The following is a 17,608-nucleotide window of genomic DNA, read 5'->3' as shown; positions in this document are numbered from 1 at the left end:
GGAGGGTTCAGGCACCGAGCGCCGGGCCGAAGGCGACGACGGCCGCCACGACTCCGCCGATCACCGCTGCGCAGGCTCCGGCCACGAAGGCGAAGGCGGTGCGGGTCTGCCGCCGCCGCATGCCGCCGGTCTTCACCGAGCGGATGATGACGAAGGGGGACCGGTCGAAGGCTTCTGAACCGATGATATTGTGCTGGGACATGGACGCGCTCCCTGAACTCTGGACCGGTCCCTCGTGGACCGCACCGACCAAGGCGTTCGCGGTGCGTCCGAAAGATGGCGAACGCCGGTTAGCCACCAATCCGTGATCGGATGACCCGAGTTATCCGCAGAAAACCAGACGACCCGAGTACGCCCGGTAGTAGCCGCTGGCGGGGTCGTAGGAGCGATAGCGTGAGGCGCACCAGGCCGAGCGGCCGGTGTCGCGATAGCCAACGGCACCGTACCGGGCCCCAACCTGGCCGCCATGGCCGGAGCCGGGATAGACCTGATCCGGCCGGCCATAGGCTCCGTGGTAGCTGACCCCCTCGCCGGCGGAATGTTGGCCATAGTGACCGGAGCCGCCATACCCGCCGTAGCCTTGGCCGTAGTCGTAGGTCTGGCCCTGACCGTATCCATACCCGCCGTGGCCGTAGCGGGGGTGCGCGTCATAGCCCGGGTGGCTGCTGTAACGACGGACGAAGGGGCGCTGGTCGCGCCACGCCGCGCCGCAATCGGTCCGTCCGGCGTCCCAGTAGGCATCGCACCGGTAGTCGCCGGGCCGGTCCGCCTGACCGTTGAACCCGTAGCCGCCGTGGCTGGACCACGTCCGTGTGCGGGGCTCCCAGGTCTGGGCCGTGGCGGGCATGGCCCCGGTCAGGACCAGAACGGCGGCAAGGGCGGCGGCGGGGACTCTCATGGTGCAGGCCTCGGTTGGGCGGGACCTGCCCGCCGGTAAATCGGTTACGCCTCTACAGGGTGATGTTGGCCACGCGGCCCGCGCGGGTCTCGACGCGCCGCATCAGGACGATGCGGTCGCCGCCCGCGCTGACGGGGGTGATCAGAAACCAGCTGCCGTCGGGCAGGCCGTCGAACTGGAAGCTGCCGTTCTGGCAGGTCTGCGACCGGACGAAGGAGCGATAGTCGGCGTTGGGATCCGGCACCGTCCTGGCCCGCACGACGGCCTCCGGGATCGCCGCCTGGGTGGTTGAGCCGTAGAGCGTCATGAAGCGGGCCCGCGTGTAGGGCGTGTCCGGCGTCAGCGCGACCGAGCCGGTGCAGTCAAAGACCTGACCCTCCCGGCGATAGGCCACCCGGCCCTGGATCGAGGCCGTACCCGCCCGTGCGGACCAGTCGAAATCGGCGGCATTGAAGGCCGTGGAGGCGGCGTTGAAGCCGGCTCCCGGCCCCGGGGCGGTGGCGCAGGCGGACAGGGTCAGGGCGGCGGCAAGGACGGGCAGGGCAAGGACGCGAATCGACATCGGAACTCTCTGGATCAGGCACAGGGTTCGCCGGACAGGGCGACGGCACATGACGCCCAATGCGTGAATAAGGTCAAGGTTGCGAGACCTGACGTCGGGCGCCACAAGGCCAGCGTAGAGGATCCCCATGACAGTCGTATTCGCGGACATTCAGGCGGCCCGGGACCGGATCGCCGGCCAGGTCGATCGCACTCCGGTGCGCCACTCCCGTCGGCTGTCGCAACTGACCGGGGCCGAGGTCTGGGTCAAATACGATAACCTGCATTTCACTGGCAGCTTCAAGGAGCGCGGCGCGCTGAACCGTCTGCTGTCGCTGACGCCGGAAGAGATGAAGCGCGGCGTGGTCGCGGCCTCGGCCGGGAACCATGCCCAGGCGCTGGCCTATCACGGCGGCCGACTGGGGGTGCCGGTGACGATCGTCATGCCCGAGGGCACGCCCTTCACCAAGGTGGACGGGACACGCAGCCATGGGGCCACAGTGGTCATCAAGGGGGCGGACTTCACCGGCTCGACCGAGGAGGCCCACCGGCTCAGGGATGAGGAGGGCTTCGTCTTCATCTCGGCCTTTGACGATGAAGGGATCGTGACGGGGCAGGGGGTCTGCGCCATCGAATTCCTCGAGGACGCGCCGGATCTGGATGCCCTGATCATCCCCATCGGGGGCGGCGGTCTGATCGCCGGCTGTTCGATCGCGGCGAAGGCGATGAAGCCCGACATCCGCATCTTCGGCGTGGAGGCGGCGATGTACCCGTCCTTCAGCGCGCGCCGGAAGGGCGAGACCCCGGTCTGCGGCGGCGCGACCATCGCCGAGGGCATCGCCATCAAGGCCGTCGGCGACATCCCCTTCGCCCTGGCCGATCCGCTGGTCGAGGATGTGATCGTCTGCGCCGAGGAGGATTTCGAAAAGGCGGTCGCCCTGTTCGCCACCCTGGAAAAGACCGTGGCCGAAGGGGCTGGAGCCGGGGGCCTTGCGGCCCTGCTGGCCCAGCCGGAGCGGTTCAAGGGCATGAAGGTCGGGCTGGTGCTGTGCGGCGGCAATATCGATGCGCGGATGCTGGCGGTGGTGCTGAACCGCGAGATGGTCCGGGAGCGGCGGTTGATCGTCTATCGCATCCTGGGCGACGACCGGCCGGGCATGCTGTCGGCCATGGCGGCTGTGATCGGCGGGATCGGCGGCAACATCATCGATGTGGTCCACAACCGGCTGGCGCTGGACGTGCCGGCCAAGGGGGCGGAGTTCGACATCATGGTCGAAACACGCGATAGCGCCCACGCCGACGAGATCGGACAGGCTTTGAAGGACAAGGGTTATGCGCTTCGGATGGGCTAGCATGATGGTGGTCGCCGGTGCGCTGGCGGTCAGTGGCTGCAACCGCGAGGCGGCCGGTGGTGCTGATGTCGAGGCCAACGCGCGGGCGGCGGCCTTCTTCATGGAGTCCAATGCCAAGTCTGACGGCGTCCAGACCCTGCCGTCGGGCCTGCAGTACAAGGTGGTGGAGTCGGGGCCCGCGGGCGCGGCCAGCCCCGACCGCAACGATCTGGTGCGGGTCGACTATGAGGGGGCCCTGACCGACGGGTCGGTGTTCGACAGCTCCTTCTCGCGCGGCCAGCCCTATGTGACGACGGCCGAACAGGTGGTGCCGGGCTGGACCGAGGCGCTGCAGCTGATGAAGGTCGGCGACGAATGGACCCTCTATGTGCCGCCGGAACTCGGATACGGCGAGCGCGGGCAGGGGGCGGACATCCCGCCGAACTCGGTGCTGGTGTTCCGCATCAGGCTGCTGGACGTGGCCCCCGTGCCCGGCGGCGGCCGGGGTGTCGGAGTGGCGACGGGGTAGGACGATCAGCCCTTCCCCCGCTCTTCGCGGGGGAAGTGTCGCGTCGTGGAGCGAAGCGACACGCGTGACGATGGGGGAGGTCTGTGGTCGCCCGTCGACTGGAAAGGTTCCCCCATCGGTCCTGGATCGCTACGCGATCGCCGGACCGCTTTCCCCCGCAAGCGGGGGAAGGGCGAGGCCGTGCCACTCCGCGCGAACGGCTTCGTCTTCCTCGCGTCCCAGCCTCACCTCTCGCTGGTTCGTAAAACCGTTCGGATCGAGCCGCGACAACGCCCACACCGCCGCGCCACGCACCAGCGGTGATGGATCGTTGAGCAAACGCTCCGCCGCCCCGACCAGCGCCGGATCCCCGCTGTTGCCGATGGCGTACAGGACATTGCGCACGAACCGGTCGCGGCCGATGCGTTTGATCGGGCTCTTCGAGAACAGGGCGCGGAAGGCCGGGTCGTCCAGCGCGGCGAGATCGGCGAGGCGGGGGCTGACCAGGGCCTCGCGGGCCGTCAGCCGGGCCTCGCGCGAGGCCTCGGCGAACTTGTTCCACGGACAGACGGCCAGACAGTCGTCGCAGCCGTAGATGCGGGCCCCGGTGAGGGTACGAAACTCCATCGGCCAGGGGCCGGCATGCTCGATGGTCAGATAGGACAGGCAGCGGCGCGCATCGAGCTGGAACGGGGCCGGGAAGGCATTGGTCGGGCATGCGGTCAGGCAGGCGGTGCAGGAGCCGCAGTGTTCGGTCTCGGGCGGGTCGGGTTCAATCTCGGCTGCGGTCAGGATGACACCGAGGAACAGCCAGTTGCCGTGCGCGCGGCTGAGCAGATTGGTGTGCTTGCCCTGCCAGCCGAGGCCGGCGCGCTGGGCGAGAGGCTTTTCCATCAGGGGGGCGGTGTCGACGAACACCTTGACCTCGGCCCCCAGCCGGGCGGCGACCTGACCGGCCAGGGTCTTCAGCCGGCCCTTGATGACCTCGTGATAGTCGTCGCCCCGGGCATAGACCGAGATATAGCCGGCCGAGCGGTCGGACAGTTCCGGCAGGGGATCGCTGTCCGGGCCATAGTTCAGCCCCAGAACGATGGCGGTCCGGGCATCGGCCCACATGGCGGTGGGGTGGGCCCGACGTTCGAGCGTCGTCTCCATCCAGCCCATATCGCCGTGGCGGCCCGCCTCGACGAAATGGGCCAGTCGTTCCCCGGCGCTCCACGGCGCGGCGGCCGAGGCGAAGCGGCAGACGGTGAAGCCGAGGTCGGCGGCCCGGGCGCGGAGATTGTCGCGGAGATCGACCATGACCGGCTTCTAGCGGCTTTCGGGTCGGACCGGCGACCCCGGAGAAACATCCCGTGACCTGACAGCGGCGGCGAGAGCCTGTAAACGGTTACACAAGAAACCACCGAGGAAGCCCCGATGACGTCCAGCGCGCAAACGCTCACCCGCCGCCACATGCTGAGCGGTGCCGCCGGTCTAGCCGCCCTCGGGGCCGGCTGGATCGGAGCCCCCCGGGTGGCCTCCGCGCGTCAGGCCGACAATCTGGCCCGGGTCGACGCCCTGATCGCCCGCATGACCATCCAGGAGAAGGCGGGTCAGCTGAACCTTCTGGCCGATCCCTTCCGCTTCCGGCCCCAGAACGTCAATCCGCTGGACGGGCAGGGCGATCCCGCCCGCGTGACGCAGATGATCCGTGAAGGCACGGTCGGCAATCTGTTCAACGGCATCGGGGCCGATGCGGGCCGCCGGATCCAGACGATCGCGGTCGAGGAAAGCCGGCTGGGCATTCCCCTGCTGTTCGCGGCCGACATCATCCACGGACTGAAGACCGTCTTCCCCGTGCCCTTGGCCGAGGCCGCCGCATTCGACCCGGACCTGGCGCAGCGCACCGCGCGGGCGGCGGCAGTGGAAGGCGCGGCCTCGGCCGTGCACCAGACCTATGCGCCCATGGTCGATGTGGCGCGCGACCAGCGCTGGGGCCGGGTGGTCGAGGGAGCCGGCGAGGATGTCTGGCTGAACGAGGTCCTGTCCGCCGCCCGCGTGCGCGGTTTCCAGGGGGAGCGGGGACTGGCCGATCGCGACGCCCTGCTGGCCACGCCCAAGCATTTTGCCGCCTATTCCGCCGCCATCGCGGGGATGGACTACAACACCACGGACATGTCGGAGGCGACCCTGCGCGGGGTATTCCTGCCGCCGTTCAAGGCGGCCTTCGAGGCCGGGGCCCTGTCGGTGATGAGCGGGTTCAATGCCCTGAACGGGGTGCCGGTGACCGGCAATCCCTGGCTGCTGACCGATATCCTGCGCGACGAGTGGGGTTTCGCCGGTTTCGTCGTGTCGGACTACACCTCCGAGAACGAGCTGATCGCCCACGGCTTTGCCGCCGACGGGCGGGACGCCGCCCGGATCGCCCTGCTGGCCGGGGTCGACATGTCGATGGTCTCGGGTCTGTATCTGGAACACATCCCCGATCTGGTGGCCAAGGGGGATGTGCCGCTGGCCCGGGTCGATCAGGCGGTGCGTCGGGTGCTGATGACCAAGGCGGCGCTGGGTCTGTTCGACAATCCCTACCGCGGCTGTGATCCGAGGCGGGAACGGGCCGTGGTCGGGTCGAAGGCCCACCACGATCTGGCCCGCGAGGCCGGCGTGAAGTCGATCGTCCTGCTGAAGAACGAGGGGGCGCTGCTGCCCCTGAAGCCCTCGGGCCAGAAGATCGCCCTGATCGGGCCGTTCGGCGACGACGTCGACAACATCTTCGGCCCCTGGACCATCTGGGGCGACGAGAGCCGACGGGTCTCGCTGGAGGCGGGGTTCCGCGCGGCCATGGCCGACGCGGGCGATCTGGTCGTGGTCAAGGGCAGTGAGGTCGAGGCCGAACTGGCCGGCGGCATCGAGGCGGCGGTTCTGGCGGCGGGTCAGGCCGATGTGGTGGTGCTGGCCATCGGCGAGAGCACCCGGATGTCGGGCGAGGCCCAGTCCCGAACCGAGATCGATATTCCCGCGCCCCAGCGGGCCCTGGCCGAGGCAGTGGCGGCGACGGGCAAGCCGGTCGTGGTGCTGCTGCGGAACGGCCGGGCGCTGGAACTGGCCGGGCCGGTCAAGGACGCGCCTGCCATCGTGGTCACCTGGTTCCTCGGCAGCGAGATGGGCCATGCCGTGGCCGATGTGGTGTTCGGCAAGGTCTCGCCGTCCGGCCGTCTGCCGGTCAGTTTCCCGCACCGGTCGGGCCAGTCGCCCTACAGCTATGACCACAGGATCACCGGTCGCCCGGCCGACAACAGCCTGGCGACCCAGGAGTATGTGGCCCGCTATCGCGAGACGACAAACACAGCCCTCTATCCCTTCGGCCACGGCCTGACCTATGGCGCGGTGACCTATGGTGCGGTGACCCCGTCAGAGACGAGTCTGGCATGGGACGGGAGTGTCGAGCTCTCCGTCAGCGTCACCAACACCGGGGACCGCGCGGTGGAGGAAACCGTGCAGCTTTACATCCACGACCGGGTGGCCAGTCTGGTCCAGCCCGGACGACGACTCCGGGACGTTCGAAAGGTGACGCTGGCGGCCGGCGAGACGAAGGCGGCCGTCTTCACCCTGCGTCGCAGCCAGCTGGAGTTCATCGGCGGCGACGGTCGGCCCACGGTCGAGCCGGGGGTGTTCAATGTCTGGCTGACCTCTTCGGCCCAGGCCGGTACGCCGGTGACCGTGAGGCTGGCTCCCCCGGCCTGATCAGCCCCTGTCGGGCGTAGCGGTTCGTCGCGCCCGCCAGGCGGTGCGGATGTCGGCGAGGATCAGGCCGCTCAGGCTCCACGGCTCGATCAGATAGCGTTTGGCAAGGCGTCGGGGGTCATGGGCAAGCCGGAACAGCCATTCGACCCCCATGCGGCCCATCCAGCGGGGCGCAGGTTTCTGGGCCCCCGCCTCATAGTCGAAGGCGGCGCCGACCGAGAAGATGGCGCAGTCCGGCAGCGCCTCGAGATGGTTCAGGATCCAGAGTTCCTGGCGGGGCATGCCCATGCCGACGAACAGGATGTGCGGCGCGAAGGCTGCCGCCTCGGCGAGGATCGACGCATTGTCTGCTGACCCGGGCGCGGCGTCGAAAAAGCCGTTCCGGACGCGGATCTCGGCACCGCGATAACGGGTCGACAGGCGCTCCCGCGCACAGTCCACCACGGCCTGCTCTCCGCCGACGTAGAGCACACGCCAGCCCTTGCGGGCGGCGACGCTCCAGAAATGGTCGCGCCAGTCCAGATAGGTGCAGCGATGAAAGCCGCGGCCCCGGAGTCCCAGCAGACGCGCGAATTGAACCAGCGGCGTGGAATCGACCTCGACGAGATCGGCCCTGTCGTAGAAGCGGGCGAGGTCGGGATTGCGACGCAGCAGGGCCATGCTGTTCAGGTTGTGATTGGCGATCACGACCTTCCGGCGTGCCTCGACCCAGGTCTCGACGTGATGCATCACCTCTTCGGGGCGGACGAGGTCCACCGTCTGGCCGAGCAGACGTACCCGCTCGCGCCCGCGCCGCGCCTTTCGGAACGGGCGACGCGCGGCTTCCCGGCGGTCTGCCGGTGCTGCGTCAAAGGCCGGGAGGACGGTCTCGGTCATCGCGACAGCCTGACCGATCAGCCTCAACATCCGGTGAGGGGAGAGACTTAACGCGCCGTACACCAGGATGTTTTGCACCGCACCATCGACTGGGCTAAGGCTGTCGCGCTGTCGCCAGGGGAGGGTGTTCGATGCGCGTGACCATGATCGGAACAGGCTATGTGGGCCTGGTCTCCGGGGCCTGTTTTGCGGATTTCGGTCACACGGTGGTGTGCGTCGACAAGGATCCGTCCAAGATTGAGCGGCTGAACCGGGGCGAGATCCCGATCTTCGAGCCGGGCCTGGAACAGCTGGTCGCCGACAATGTAAAGGCGGGCCGTCTGTCCTTCGCGGTCGACGGGTCCGAGGCGATCCGCAATGCCGAGATCATCTTCATCGCCGTGGGCACACCGACCCGGCGCGGCGACGGTCATGCCGACCTGTCCTACGTCTATGCCGCCGCCGAGGAGATCGCCGGGCTGATCCAGGACTTCACCGTCATCGTCACCAAGTCGACCGTGCCGGTGGGCACCGGCGACGAGGTCGAGGCGATCATGAAGAAGGCCAACCCGAACGCCCAGTTCGCCGTCGTCTCCAACCCCGAGTTCCTGCGCGAGGGCGCGGCGATCGAGGACTTCAAACGCCCCGACCGGGTCGTCATCGGGGTCGAGGATGAGCGGGCGAAAGCCGCCATGGCCGAGCTCTATCGCCCGCTGAGCCTGAACGAGTTTCCGGTCGTCTACACCTCGCGCCGCACCTCCGAGCTGATCAAATATGCCGGCAACGGCTTCCTCGCGATGAAGATCACCTTCATCAACGAGATGGCCGACCTGTGCGAAAAGGTCGGCGCCGATGTGCAGCAGGTGGCCAAGGGCATCGGACTGGACGGCCGGATCGGCTCCAAATTCCTGAACCCCGGCCCGGGCTACGGCGGGTCCTGCTTCCCCAAGGACACGATCGCCCTGGTGCGGACAGCCCAGCAGTATGGCGCGCCGGTGCGGCTGATCGAGACCACGGTCGAGGTCAATGACGCGCGCAAACTGGCCATGGCCGAGAAGATCCGCGCCGCGATCGGCGGCGACATCGCCGGCAAGACCGTCGCCATCCTGGGCCTGACCTTCAAGCCCAATACCGACGACATGCGCGACAGCCCCAGTCTGTCGATCATCCCCGCGCTTCAGGCCATGGGGGCAAAGGTCACCGCCTTCGATCCCGAGGGGATGAAAGAGGCCGCGCATATGCTGTCCAACGTCGCCTTCGCGGAGGGGCCCTATGAGGCCGCAACGGGGGCCGATGCGGTGGTCATCCTGACGGAATGGGACCAGTTCCGGGCGCTGGATCTGACGCGGCTGAAGGACCTGATGACCCGGCCGCTGATGATCGACCTGCGCAACGTCTACCGGTCGCAAGAAGTCCGTGCCGACGGCTTCGACTATGTGGGCGTCGGAAAACCGTGACCGGCTCGGGGGGGCAGGGCCCGGTTATTGTCACCGGGGCAGCCGGCTTTGTCGGCATGCATGTGGCCGAGCGGCTGTTGCAGCGGGGCGAGACCGTCATCGGGGTCGATGATTTCAACGCCTACTACGACGTTGCCCTGAAAGACTTGCGGGCTGCGCGCCTGGCGACCTTTCCGGGGTTCCTGATGATGCGGAGCGACATCGCCGACGCCCCGGCCATGGAGGAGCTGGTCCGGGAGTCCGGGGCGCGACGGGTAGTGCACCTCGCGGCCCAGGCCGGGGTCCGCTATTCGATCGAGAACCCGTTTGCCTACGAGCGTTCCAACCTGGCCGGGCATCTCTCGATCATGGAGGCCTGCCGCCACGGCGGGGTCGAGCATCTGGTCTATGCCTCGTCCAGTTCGGTCTATGGCGACCGTCCCCTGGCCGGGCAGGGGTTCCGCGAGGACGATCCGACCGTAACGCCGGTGTCGCTGTATGCGGCCACCAAACGGTCCTGCGAACTGATGAGCCAGAGCTATGCGGCCCTGTACGGCTTTCCGCAGTCAGGGCTTCGGTTCTTCACCGTCTACGGCCCGATGGGCCGGCCGGACATGGCCTATTTTGGCTTCACCGAGAAGATCATGCGCGGCGAGTTGATCGAGGTCTATGGCGAGGGCAGGATGGCCCGCGACTTCACCTTTATCGACGACATCGTCGACGGGGTGGTGGGCGTATTGGACAATCCACCTGCCCGGGGCGGCCATGAGGTCTACAACATCGGGGACTCCAGTCCGGTCGGCCTGATGGAGATGATCTCGACCCTCGAAGCCGCGCTCGGGCGCGAGGCGGTCAAGGTCATGCGGCCGATGCAGGCCGGGGACGTCACCGCCACCTATGCCGATGTTTCCAAGCTCAACGCCCTGACCGGCTATGCGCCGAAGGTCGCCCTGGCCGAGGGGCTGGGGCGCTTCGTTCACTGGTGGCGGGGCTGGCGCGGGGTCTAGCGCTCGATCATTCGCGTGTAGAGATGCCAGGTGGCATAGCCCAGGACTGGCAGGACCACGGCCAGACCCATGAACAGGGGCAGTGCACCCAGTAGAAGCAGTCCCGCCACCCGCACACCCCATGCGGCGACCGCCGGCAGGTTCCGGGTTACGGCCCGTACCGAAGTTCCGACGGCTGTGCCGGCATCCACCGGGCGATCCACGACCATGGGGAAGGATACCAGCGTCAGGAAGACCGTCAGAACCGCGAAGCCGGCCCCGACCAGGTTGCCAATGATGACGAGATTCAGGCCCTCGGGCGTGGAAAACAGTTGCTCAAATCCGCCCGCGAGGGTCATCGGACCGACCTGCGCAAGGGTGGCCTGATAGATGGCCCAGGCGGCGAGGATCCAGACCCCGAACAGGACCAGCGACATCAGGGTCAGGATGACAAGTGGCGTGCGGCTGCGTCCACGCAGGGGGTCGAAGAAGTGCATCCAGCTGGAGCTGATGCCCAGATCTCGGCGCCGCGCGATTTCGTAAAATCCCGCCGCGACAGCGGGCCCCATGACCGACAGACCCGCGACCAGCGGGAAGAAGACGGGCAGCAGCCGGTCATTCAGGGCGATGACCGCCGTCAGCAACCCCAGCAACGGATAGAGCACCGCCAGCACCAGAATGTCGCCCCGCTTGGCGTTGAAGTCCTTCCAGCCCTCCGACAGCGCCCAGTCGAGATCCGCGCCTGTGATCCGCCGCACCGCGGGACGGTCAACGAGAGGCAGGGGCGTGGCGGGACTGGCGGACATGGGAACTCCGGAGAATTGAATGGGCGTGGAGGGCTCTCGACTGGACGGCTGGAAATGCGTGTGACGTAACGGAAACCTAGGGTCGCGGGTCCCGCCGCGCCACTGCCGCTGTGTCACGCCTTGGTGATCAGGGACGATCGGTCGCGGACGCGAGCAGGAAGGCACGGACCGGCGGCAGGGACCGGGGCGGAGCCTCTTCGTGCGGCAGATGGCCGAGGTCCGGGAAGGACACGAGGCGGGCATCGGCAAGCGCGCGCCGATAGTCCTGCGCATTGCCGAACGGGATCATGGCGTCCTGTTCGCCCCAGACCAGCAGCACCGGGGCGGTGATCCGGGCCAGCAGGGGGACGGGGTCGCGCAACACCGTCTGCTCCATCCGGTCCAGCATGGCCTGACGGGCACCCGGGGCCAGCATCAGGTCGCGGTAGCGGGTCAGGGTCGGCTCGCTGAGGGCCTCCGGATTGGCATAGCCGACGGCGATATTGGCCCGGAGCATGCCGCGCGGCAGGGCGTAGCGCATCAGCCTCATGACCCACGGCACCTCGGGGGCCTTGCCATACTCGAAGCCCGGGCTGGCAAATCCGTCGGGGGAAATCAGGACCACCCGGTCCACCCGCTCCGGGTGTTCGGCGGCGAGGGTCCAGGCGAGGCGGCCGCCGACAGAGTTTCCAACCAGTGAGGCGCGGTCCAGTCCCCGCTGATCCATCAGGGCCAGCAACAGGGTGGTGACCCGGGCGTCGGTATAGTCGCCGGTCGGATCGGGCGGTGACAGGCCGGCACCGGGCAGATCGAGGCGGATGACGCGCAGGTCATCGTCCAGTGCCTCAGCCCAGGGCTCCCAGGTGTGCAGGCTGGCCCCGAAGCCGTGCAGCAGGATGACCGCCGGGGCGTCGCGGGGTCCGGTATCGCGCACATGCAGCCGCGTGCCCGCCACCGTGACCATGTCGCCCGGGCGGGCCAGGTAGAGGGCCTCAAGCTCGGGCCGTGTCTTGTCCGGTGTCCAGAGCCAGACCGTGGTGGCGACCAGCGCGGCCACCAGCACCACAAGTCCGGTCAGGACGACGGCCTTCATGCCGGCCCGGCGCGGGCCCGCATCAGGCGGCGACGGCGGTGCGGGCAAGGGCGCAGTGCGACCAGATTTCGGACAGGGCGTCGATCAGCCGGTCGATGTCGTCGTCGGAATGGACCGGCGAGGGCGTGATGCGCAGCCGCTCGGTGCCCAGCGGCACGGTCGGATAGTTGATCGGCTGCACATAGATGCCGTGATGCTCCATCAGCCAGTCGGAGATCATCTTGCACTTGTGCGGGTCGCCGACCATCACCGGGATGATGTGGCTGTCGTTCGGCAGGTGCGGGATGCCGGCGGTGTCCAGCCGGGCGCGAACCTTGGCGACCCGGTCCTGATGACGGGCGCGCTCCATCTCGGACGCCTTCAGATGCCGGACACTGGCAGCGGCCCCGGCAGCGACGGCAGGGGGAAGGGCGGTGGTGAAGATGAAGCCCGAGGCGAAGCTGCGCACGAAGTCGCACAGGGCCGAGGATGCGGCGATATAGCCGCCCATCACGCCGAACGCCTTGCCCAGGGTCCCCTCGATGACCGTGATCCGGTCCATCAGGCCCTCGCGCTCGGCCACGCCGCCGCCGCGGGCCCCGTACAGGCCGACGCCGTGGACCTCGTCCAGATAGGTCATGGCCCCGTGCTTCTCGGAGACCTCGATAATCTCGGCGATCGGACCGATGTCGCCGTCCATGGAGTAGACGCTCTCGAAGGCGACGAGTTTGGGCCGGTCGGGGTCGATGGCGGCCAGCAGGCGGTCCAGATGCTCCGGATCGTTGTGGCGGAAGATCTGGCGCTCGGCGCGGCTGTGGCGGATGCCCTCGATCATGGAGGCATGGTTGCAGGCGTCCGACAGGACGACACAGTTGGGCAGGCGGGCGGCCAGTGTCCCGAGTGCTGCCCAGTTGGAGACATAGCCGCTGGTGAACAGCAGGGCCGCTTCCTTGTTGTGCAGATCGGCCAGTTCGCGTTCCAGCAGGACGTGATGGTGGTTGGTGCCGGAGATATTGCGCGTTCCGCCCGCCCCGGCCCCACAGCTGTCCAGCGCCTCGTGCATGGCTTTCAGCACATGGGCACTCTGGCCCATGCCGAGATAGTCATTGGAGCACCAGACGGTGACTTCCTCGGGGCCGTCGCCATGTTTCCGGGCCTTGGGAAAACTCCCGCGCTTGCGTTCGATATCGGCGAAGACCCGGTAGTTGCCGGCGTCGCGCAGGACGTCGAGCTCGCCCTGGAAAAAGGCTTCGTAGTTCATGGCGGTTGGTCCCCCGGCCGTTTCTGTCTTTGTGTGGATCACTGGTCGCGCTCCCCGGTCGCCGCGAGGGCGACCTGCACGGCCGGTTTGGATTGGCCCATGTCCCCGCGGTCCAGCGCCCAGCCCCACAGGGCGCGGTCGGGTGAGGGCAGCATCAGGAATCCGTGCTCCAGCAGGCCCAGCGCGGCGAGCATGAACATCAGGCCGTAGCCGACCTGGGGCCCGCCCTCGGCCGTCAGCGCCGCCTCACCCAGCAGGATCGTCACGACGATCGACAGGGCCAGGGAGACGGGGAACAGGGCGTTGAAGCGGGCGCGGCGGAAATAGCTCTGCAGATAGGCGAGCCCCCTCGGCAGGAACGTCACGGGCGGGTTGGGCACGCCGAGGAAGATGTTGAGCTTGGTCGACAGCCGCATGCCCAGCAGCAGCAGGAAGGTCAGGGTGCCGGTCTGGTTCGGCTGGCCCCAGGTCAGGGCGACGAACAGCAGGGCGGTCAGGGCCAGGGCGATCTCGTGGTGGATCACCGTTTCCGCCGAGACGGTGAACCGCTTCCAGCCCCGGGCCCCGAACGGGCAGGCGGTGCGGCGGGGGCCGGTCAGCTTGCCCATCAGAAAGCCCATCTCGTGCCAGCCCCAGACGGTCAGGGCGCAGCCGAAGGCGACATAGGCCCCGGTCACCCCGGGGTCTCGCGCCGCCAGCATCAGGCCCACCGTCGCCGCGGCCGCCACGACGGCATAGGCCCCGAGACTCCAGCCGAAGGTCGCGCGCGGCAGACGCACCAGCCACAGGATGGCACCGGTGGAGAACCACCAGAGCAGGGCCACGATCACGAGAGGCTGGACGAGGGCGGACATGGCTACCAGGTCGGCTCCATCCGGACGTCGGCGGGCAGCGGGTTCCTGTCGACCGGCAGGAGATACAGGCCCGCCAGGGTTGCCCCGGCCTTAAGCACCAGACCGAACCGCTTCAGCCCGGCGAACAGACCGCCTTTGGCCTTGGTGTCGGCGATGGCGTCCGAGGTCAGGCGCAGCCGCTCCATCCCCGCACGGAAGCGCGGATCGTCGGTGCGCAGGGTGACCGGATAGACCTGTTTCGAGATCTCCGAACAGATGCGGAAGACCTCATAGTCGTAGGTGGTGATGTCGACACCCAGCGCCTTGTGGAAGGCGGGCCGCATGTGGTCGCGGACGTACATGGTCGCATAGACGCTGAGCAGGAAGAACCGGATCCACCAGACGTTCCCGCCGCTGAGCAGCTTCGGGTCGTTCCGCATGATCAGGGCGAAGGCCTCGCCGTGCTTGAACTCGTCGTTGCACCACCGTTCAAACCACTGGAAGATCGGGTGGAAGCGCTTGTCCGGGTTCTGCTCCAGATGGCGGTGGATCGCGATGTAGCGCGCGTAGCCGATCTTCTCCGACAGATAGACGGCGTAGAAGATGAACTTGGGCTTGAAGTGGGTGTATTTCTTGACCTTGGTCAGGAAGCTCAGATCCACGCCGATCTTCGCGTCCTTCAGTGTGTCGTTGATGAAGCCGGCGTGGCGGCTCTCGTCGCGGCTCATGTATTTGAACAGGGCGCGGATGTCGGGGTTCTGAACCCGCTTGGCGATCTCGGCATACAGGACGCAGCCCGAGAACTCCGAGGTCAGCGACGACACCAGGAAGTCGGTGAACTCCTTGCGCAGGTCGTCGGGCAGGTTCTCGATGATGCCGTCGAAGGCGGCGTCGCGCTTGAAGTGGTCCTTGTTCACGTCCGCCTCGAACTCGGCCATCAGGGCGTCCCACTGGGCCCGGACCGGGGACACGTCGATGCGGTCCATGGCGGCGAAATCGGTGGTGTAGAAGCGCGGCGACAGGACGGTGTCCTGGGTCGCCAGCCTGAAGGACTCTTCAGAGTTGACCTTCTGGCGCGCGGCCTCGCGACGAAGCGCGGTCAGGCCGGGGGTTTCCTCATAGGTGTCGAAGGCTACGGCGGTCACAGGGTCCTCCGGGGGGTGAAGCTGACTTCGTACAGCTCGTTCATTTCAAAGAAGCCGGCGCAGGTGCGCGTCCAGGTGCGTTCCAGGAAGGAGGCGCGACGCAGGGTGGCCATGCGGCGGAAGGTGCGGCGCTCGCCGAAGGCGACATGGATGGGATCGCCATGCACCTGCACCTCGTCGCCGGGGCGGATCACGGGATTGCCGTCGAGGGCGACGTGGGCGTGCAGGCTCTCGTCGGAGTGCTCCACCTCGACGGTACAGCCCATTTTCAGCAAACGGTTCATGCGGCGGCTCCGGCGGACAGGGCGGGGGAACCGGCCGGCGCGATCAGGGCGATGAAGTCCTGGCGGTTGGTCGGCCCGAAGGCATTGAGGTTCAGCGTCCGGCCCGTGGCCAGATCGTGAATGGTGACGGATCCGTCGGACCACTGCGTCACGCGGAAGGCCTGTTCTGCGCCCAGCCCCATGGACCGACGCTCACGCACCAGGCTGCGCAGGACACCGCGCACAAAGCCTCCGGAGGCGGTCGGGATCAGCCGCTCTTCGCCGCTGGCGACCACCACGCGGACGCCGCCGTCGGGCTGGTCGAAGAAGCGCAGGTCCTCGCTGAGGGTGGCCGTGGCCTGCCGGGTCTCCGCGGCGGGCGGCGCGCCGAGGATGCCGATCCGCTGGCCGCCGACCACCACAATGGAAGCCAGCACCAGGCTGATGGCCGCATACAGCGGCAGTCTGGGCATTTGCTCGTGGTGGACGGCGGACATCGGATCAGATCCTTCAGGCTGCGGCGGTCTGGCCGGCGGGACGGCGTTTGCGGGCGGGGGCTTCGACGGCGGCGCGGGGCGCTTCGGCGACGAAAGGCTTGTCGGCCGCGCGGGCGGCGAGCTGGAGCTGGCGGCTCAGCATCTCCGCGACGGTGGCGGCCTCGGGCAGGGCGCGCATCATCGGCTCGGGCGTCACGATGCGCCACGGCCGGGCATGCGGCCACAGGTGCGGGTAGGCAACCTTGTAGCCTTTGGCGAGACCCAGCGGGATGTCGCCCACACCCTTCGCATCCACCTTCAGACCGGCTGCGGCGATGGTCGGATAGGGGATGTTGAAGCATTTCGACAGGGCCACGCCGTGGCGCAGAACGAACCGCTTGTTGGTCAGGGTGTAGACCGTCGTGCGGGCGTTGAGCCAGGCGTAGAGCACCAGCAGGCCGACCGCGACGGCACCGACCGCAAGGGTCAGGACACCGATGCCCAGGGCCGGAGCCAGGGCGGCCCCGGACGCCATCTGGCTGCCGACATTCCATACGGCCTGGCCGCCGAAATAGACCGCCACCCAGTGGGCCTTGAGCGCCGAGCGCGACAGGGTGCGCCAGTCGGGAGCCCCCTGCCACAGGATGTGTTCGCCTGCGGGCAGGTGGCCGGGCAGGCCGCGGATGGGTTCTCCTGCGTGTTCGCTCACAGCCAGGGCTCCTGACGATCCGGGGTCGCGTACAGGTGGCCACCGCCGTAGTAGCCGACGACCTTTTCTTCCTCGAGCAGGGTGACCTGATCGGGGCTGGCCGTGACCGGCACTGCGGCGAACTGGGCGGCCGTGATGGCGCGCACCTTGACGCCCTGGCGTCCGACGATGGCCATGGTCATGGGCAGAAGGACCTTGCGGCCCCCGTCAACGGCGACCTCGATGTAGCGGATCAGGGCTTCCGACCGGTCGACCCAGAGATCGCTGACCGTGCCGGCCTTCACGCCGTCCACACCCAGAACCGGCAGGCCGCGCGGATCGGTGTCCTGCGGGCTGACATGGAAGTCGGTGGCCACGCGGATCGGCACGATCCGGGGCAGGCCTTCCAGCGTCAGATCCGGATGGTTGGGACGCACGTTCCACGATCCCGGGCCGACGCCGTCGACCAGCGGATTGCCGGTCGGCTCGATCGGAGACCCGTCCATCGGCGCGCTTCGGCGCGCGGCGATCGGGCGGGTGTCACGCTCGAAACTGGGCAGGGTGCGGGTGCCGTGACCGTGCGGCAGCAGGAAGGTCTTTGGCTTGGCCGTGAAGAACAGGCCGCCCAGCGGTTCAAGCCGGCCGGAGACGTCGTCCTCCAGCGGATAGCCCTCCCGCCGGTCTTCGCGACGCAGATAGAAGACCAGGCCGGCAAAGAAGACAAAGAAGGCGATGAGGCAGAACTCTGCCGCATCGAAATCACCGAAGAGATAGGGACTGTCCATGTCAGGGGTTCCTTCTGGACCGG

Annotated in this window: 19 protein-coding genes; 5 read left to right on the top strand and 14 right to left on the bottom strand. The window is 68.0% G+C overall.

The annotated features are described in order from the left end of the window. Positions 1-7 precede the first annotated feature (7 nt). The 3 genes from SJY26_RS16625 to SJY26_RS16615 all read right to left on the bottom strand — a co-directional run bounded on the left by SJY26_RS16625 (position 8) and on the right by SJY26_RS16615 (position 1,460). Entirely contained in the window at positions 8-202 is a 195-nt protein-coding gene (locus tag SJY26_RS16625; protein WP_396594081.1) for a hypothetical protein, read from the bottom strand. 120 nt (positions 203-322) lie between these two features. After that, positions 323-898, bottom strand: coding sequence for a BA14K family protein (locus SJY26_RS16620; RefSeq protein WP_396594080.1), 576 nt, complete (start codon positions 896-898; stop codon positions 323-325). A gap of 52 nt (positions 899-950) precedes the next feature. After that, positions 951-1,460, bottom strand: a complete 510-nt coding sequence (locus SJY26_RS16615; protein ID WP_396594079.1) for a hypothetical protein — start codon at positions 1,458-1,460, stop codon at positions 951-953. 127 nt (positions 1,461-1,587) lie between these two features. On the opposite strand from SJY26_RS16615, the gene SJY26_RS16610 reads away from it, so the two are divergent. Further along, complete coding sequence (locus tag SJY26_RS16610) at positions 1,588-2,790, top strand: threonine ammonia-lyase (RefSeq protein WP_396594078.1); 1,203 nt, start codon at positions 1,588-1,590, stop codon at positions 2,788-2,790. Beyond that, the gene (locus tag SJY26_RS16605) at positions 2,771-3,298 is read left to right on the top strand and encodes an FKBP-type peptidyl-prolyl cis-trans isomerase (RefSeq protein WP_396594077.1); all 528 of its coding nucleotides are present in this window, start codon (positions 2,771-2,773) and stop codon (positions 3,296-3,298) included. The genes SJY26_RS16610 and SJY26_RS16605 overlap by 20 nt, the downstream gene beginning before the upstream one ends. Positions 3,299-3,427: 129 nt before the next feature. On the opposite strand, the gene queG is transcribed toward SJY26_RS16605, so the two are convergent. Further along, positions 3,428-4,579 carry a tRNA epoxyqueuosine(34) reductase QueG gene (gene queG / locus SJY26_RS16600; RefSeq protein ID WP_396594076.1) on the bottom strand — a complete coding sequence of 384 codons (1,152 nt, stop codon included), beginning with the start codon at positions 4,577-4,579 and terminating at the stop codon, positions 3,428-3,430. A 117-nt stretch (positions 4,580-4,696) separates the two neighbouring features. Here queG and SJY26_RS16595 point away from each other — a divergent pair, with 117 nt between their 5' ends. Next, entirely contained in the window at positions 4,697-7,000 is a 2,304-nt protein-coding gene (locus tag SJY26_RS16595; protein ID WP_396594075.1) for a glycoside hydrolase family 3 N-terminal domain-containing protein, read from the top strand. Here SJY26_RS16595 and SJY26_RS16590 read toward each other — a convergent pair whose 3' ends face one another. Next, positions 7,001-7,876: a WecB/TagA/CpsF family glycosyltransferase gene (locus tag SJY26_RS16590; protein ID WP_396594074.1), complete on the bottom strand. Its 876-nt coding sequence runs from the start codon at positions 7,874-7,876 to the stop codon at positions 7,001-7,003. Between the two features lie 131 nt (positions 7,877-8,007). On the opposite strand from SJY26_RS16590, the gene SJY26_RS16585 reads away from it, so the two are divergent. Further along, entirely contained in the window at positions 8,008-9,312 is a 1,305-nt protein-coding gene (locus SJY26_RS16585) for a UDP-glucose dehydrogenase family protein (RefSeq protein WP_396594073.1), read from the top strand. Then, the gene (locus SJY26_RS16580) at positions 9,309-10,298 is read left to right on the top strand and encodes an NAD-dependent epimerase/dehydratase family protein (protein WP_396594072.1); all 990 of its coding nucleotides are present in this window, start codon (positions 9,309-9,311) and stop codon (positions 10,296-10,298) included. Before SJY26_RS16585 ends, SJY26_RS16580 begins: the two co-directional genes overlap by 4 nt. On the opposite strand, the gene SJY26_RS16575 is transcribed toward SJY26_RS16580, so the two are convergent. The 9 genes from SJY26_RS16575 to puhA form a co-directional block, all read right to left on the bottom strand. Further along, the gene (locus SJY26_RS16575; RefSeq protein ID WP_396594071.1) at positions 10,295-11,083 is read right to left on the bottom strand and encodes a DUF2189 domain-containing protein; all 789 of its coding nucleotides are present in this window, start codon (positions 11,081-11,083) and stop codon (positions 10,295-10,297) included. The genes SJY26_RS16580 and SJY26_RS16575 overlap by 4 nt on opposite strands. Before the next feature lie 127 nt (positions 11,084-11,210). Next, the gene (locus SJY26_RS16570) at positions 11,211-12,155 is read right to left on the bottom strand and encodes an alpha/beta fold hydrolase (protein ID WP_396594070.1); all 945 of its coding nucleotides are present in this window, start codon (positions 12,153-12,155) and stop codon (positions 11,211-11,213) included. Between the two features lie 22 nt (positions 12,156-12,177). Next, positions 12,178-13,395, bottom strand: a complete 1,218-nt coding sequence (gene hemA, locus SJY26_RS16565; RefSeq protein ID WP_396594069.1) for a 5-aminolevulinate synthase — start codon at positions 13,393-13,395, stop codon at positions 12,178-12,180. Positions 13,396-13,433: 38 nt separating this feature from the next. After that, positions 13,434-14,249, bottom strand: a complete 816-nt coding sequence (puhE, locus tag SJY26_RS16560) for a putative photosynthetic complex assembly protein PuhE (RefSeq protein ID WP_396594068.1) — start codon at positions 14,247-14,249, stop codon at positions 13,434-13,436. 2 nt (positions 14,250-14,251) lie between these two features. Next, positions 14,252-15,373, bottom strand: a complete 1,122-nt coding sequence (acsF, locus tag SJY26_RS16555; protein ID WP_396594067.1) for a magnesium-protoporphyrin IX monomethyl ester (oxidative) cyclase — start codon at positions 15,371-15,373, stop codon at positions 14,252-14,254. Then, the gene (locus SJY26_RS16550; protein ID WP_396594066.1) at positions 15,370-15,657 is read right to left on the bottom strand and encodes a hypothetical protein; all 288 of its coding nucleotides are present in this window, start codon (positions 15,655-15,657) and stop codon (positions 15,370-15,372) included. The genes acsF and SJY26_RS16550 overlap by 4 nt, the downstream gene beginning before the upstream one ends. Next, positions 15,654-16,133, bottom strand: a complete 480-nt coding sequence (gene puhC / locus SJY26_RS16545) for a photosynthetic complex assembly protein PuhC (RefSeq protein WP_396594065.1) — start codon at positions 16,131-16,133, stop codon at positions 15,654-15,656. The genes SJY26_RS16550 and puhC overlap by 4 nt, the downstream gene beginning before the upstream one ends. A 13-nt stretch (positions 16,134-16,146) precedes the next feature. Further along, on the bottom strand, positions 16,147-16,821 hold the full coding sequence (gene puhB, locus SJY26_RS16540; RefSeq protein ID WP_396594064.1) for a photosynthetic complex putative assembly protein PuhB: 675 nt from the start codon (positions 16,819-16,821) through the stop codon (positions 16,147-16,149). Then, positions 16,818-17,585 (bottom strand): photosynthetic reaction center subunit H, encoded by a 768-nt coding sequence (gene puhA, locus SJY26_RS16535; protein ID WP_396594063.1) that lies wholly within the window; start codon positions 17,583-17,585, stop codon positions 16,818-16,820. The genes puhB and puhA overlap by 4 nt, the downstream gene beginning before the upstream one ends. Positions 17,586-17,608: the final 23 nt, after the last annotated feature.

It is taken from the genome of Brevundimonas sp. R86498 (assembly GCF_044598075.1).
Classification (GTDB): Bacteria; Pseudomonadota; Alphaproteobacteria; order Caulobacterales; family Caulobacteraceae; genus Brevundimonas.
The sequence above is the reverse complement of the archived record's forward strand: the minus strand, read 5'-3'. Positions and strand labels throughout refer to the sequence as shown.

Excerpts from the sequence above, each read along its gene's own strand:
- SJY26_RS16610 (WP_396594078.1), top strand. The coding sequence starts at position 1,588 with ATGACAGTCGTATTCGCGGACATTCAGGCGGCCCGGGACCGGATCGCC.
- hemA (WP_396594069.1), bottom strand. The coding sequence starts at position 13,395 with ATGAACTACGAAGCCTTTTTCCAGGGCGAGCTCGACGTCCTGCGCGAC.
- puhA (WP_396594063.1), bottom strand. The coding sequence starts at position 17,585 with ATGGACAGTCCCTATCTCTTCGGTGATTTCGATGCGGCAGAGTTCTGC.
- SJY26_RS16595 (WP_396594075.1), top strand. The coding sequence starts at position 4,697 with ATGACGTCCAGCGCGCAAACGCTCACCCGCCGCCACATGCTGAGCGGT.
- SJY26_RS16550 (WP_396594066.1), bottom strand. The coding sequence starts at position 15,657 with ATGAACCGTTTGCTGAAAATGGGCTGTACCGTCGAGGTGGAGCACTCC.
- queG (WP_396594076.1), bottom strand. The coding sequence starts at position 4,579 with ATGGTCGATCTCCGCGACAATCTCCGCGCCCGGGCCGCCGACCTCGGC.
- SJY26_RS16575 (WP_396594071.1), bottom strand. The coding sequence starts at position 11,083 with ATGTCCGCCAGTCCCGCCACGCCCCTGCCTCTCGTTGACCGTCCCGCG.
- SJY26_RS16590 (WP_396594074.1), bottom strand. The coding sequence starts at position 7,876 with ATGACCGAGACCGTCCTCCCGGCCTTTGACGCAGCACCGGCAGACCGC.
- SJY26_RS16605 (WP_396594077.1), top strand. The coding sequence starts at position 2,771 with ATGCGCTTCGGATGGGCTAGCATGATGGTGGTCGCCGGTGCGCTGGCG.
- SJY26_RS16620 (WP_396594080.1), bottom strand. The coding sequence starts at position 898 with ATGAGAGTCCCCGCCGCCGCCCTTGCCGCCGTTCTGGTCCTGACCGGG.
- SJY26_RS16625 (WP_396594081.1), bottom strand. The coding sequence starts at position 202 with ATGTCCCAGCACAATATCATCGGTTCAGAAGCCTTCGACCGGTCCCCC.
- puhE (WP_396594068.1), bottom strand. The coding sequence starts at position 14,249 with ATGTCCGCCCTCGTCCAGCCTCTCGTGATCGTGGCCCTGCTCTGGTGG.
- SJY26_RS16585 (WP_396594073.1), top strand. The coding sequence starts at position 8,008 with ATGCGCGTGACCATGATCGGAACAGGCTATGTGGGCCTGGTCTCCGGG.
- puhC (WP_396594065.1), bottom strand. The coding sequence starts at position 16,133 with ATGTCCGCCGTCCACCACGAGCAAATGCCCAGACTGCCGCTGTATGCG.
- SJY26_RS16615 (WP_396594079.1), bottom strand. The coding sequence starts at position 1,460 with ATGTCGATTCGCGTCCTTGCCCTGCCCGTCCTTGCCGCCGCCCTGACC.
- SJY26_RS16570 (WP_396594070.1), bottom strand. The coding sequence starts at position 12,155 with ATGAAGGCCGTCGTCCTGACCGGACTTGTGGTGCTGGTGGCCGCGCTG.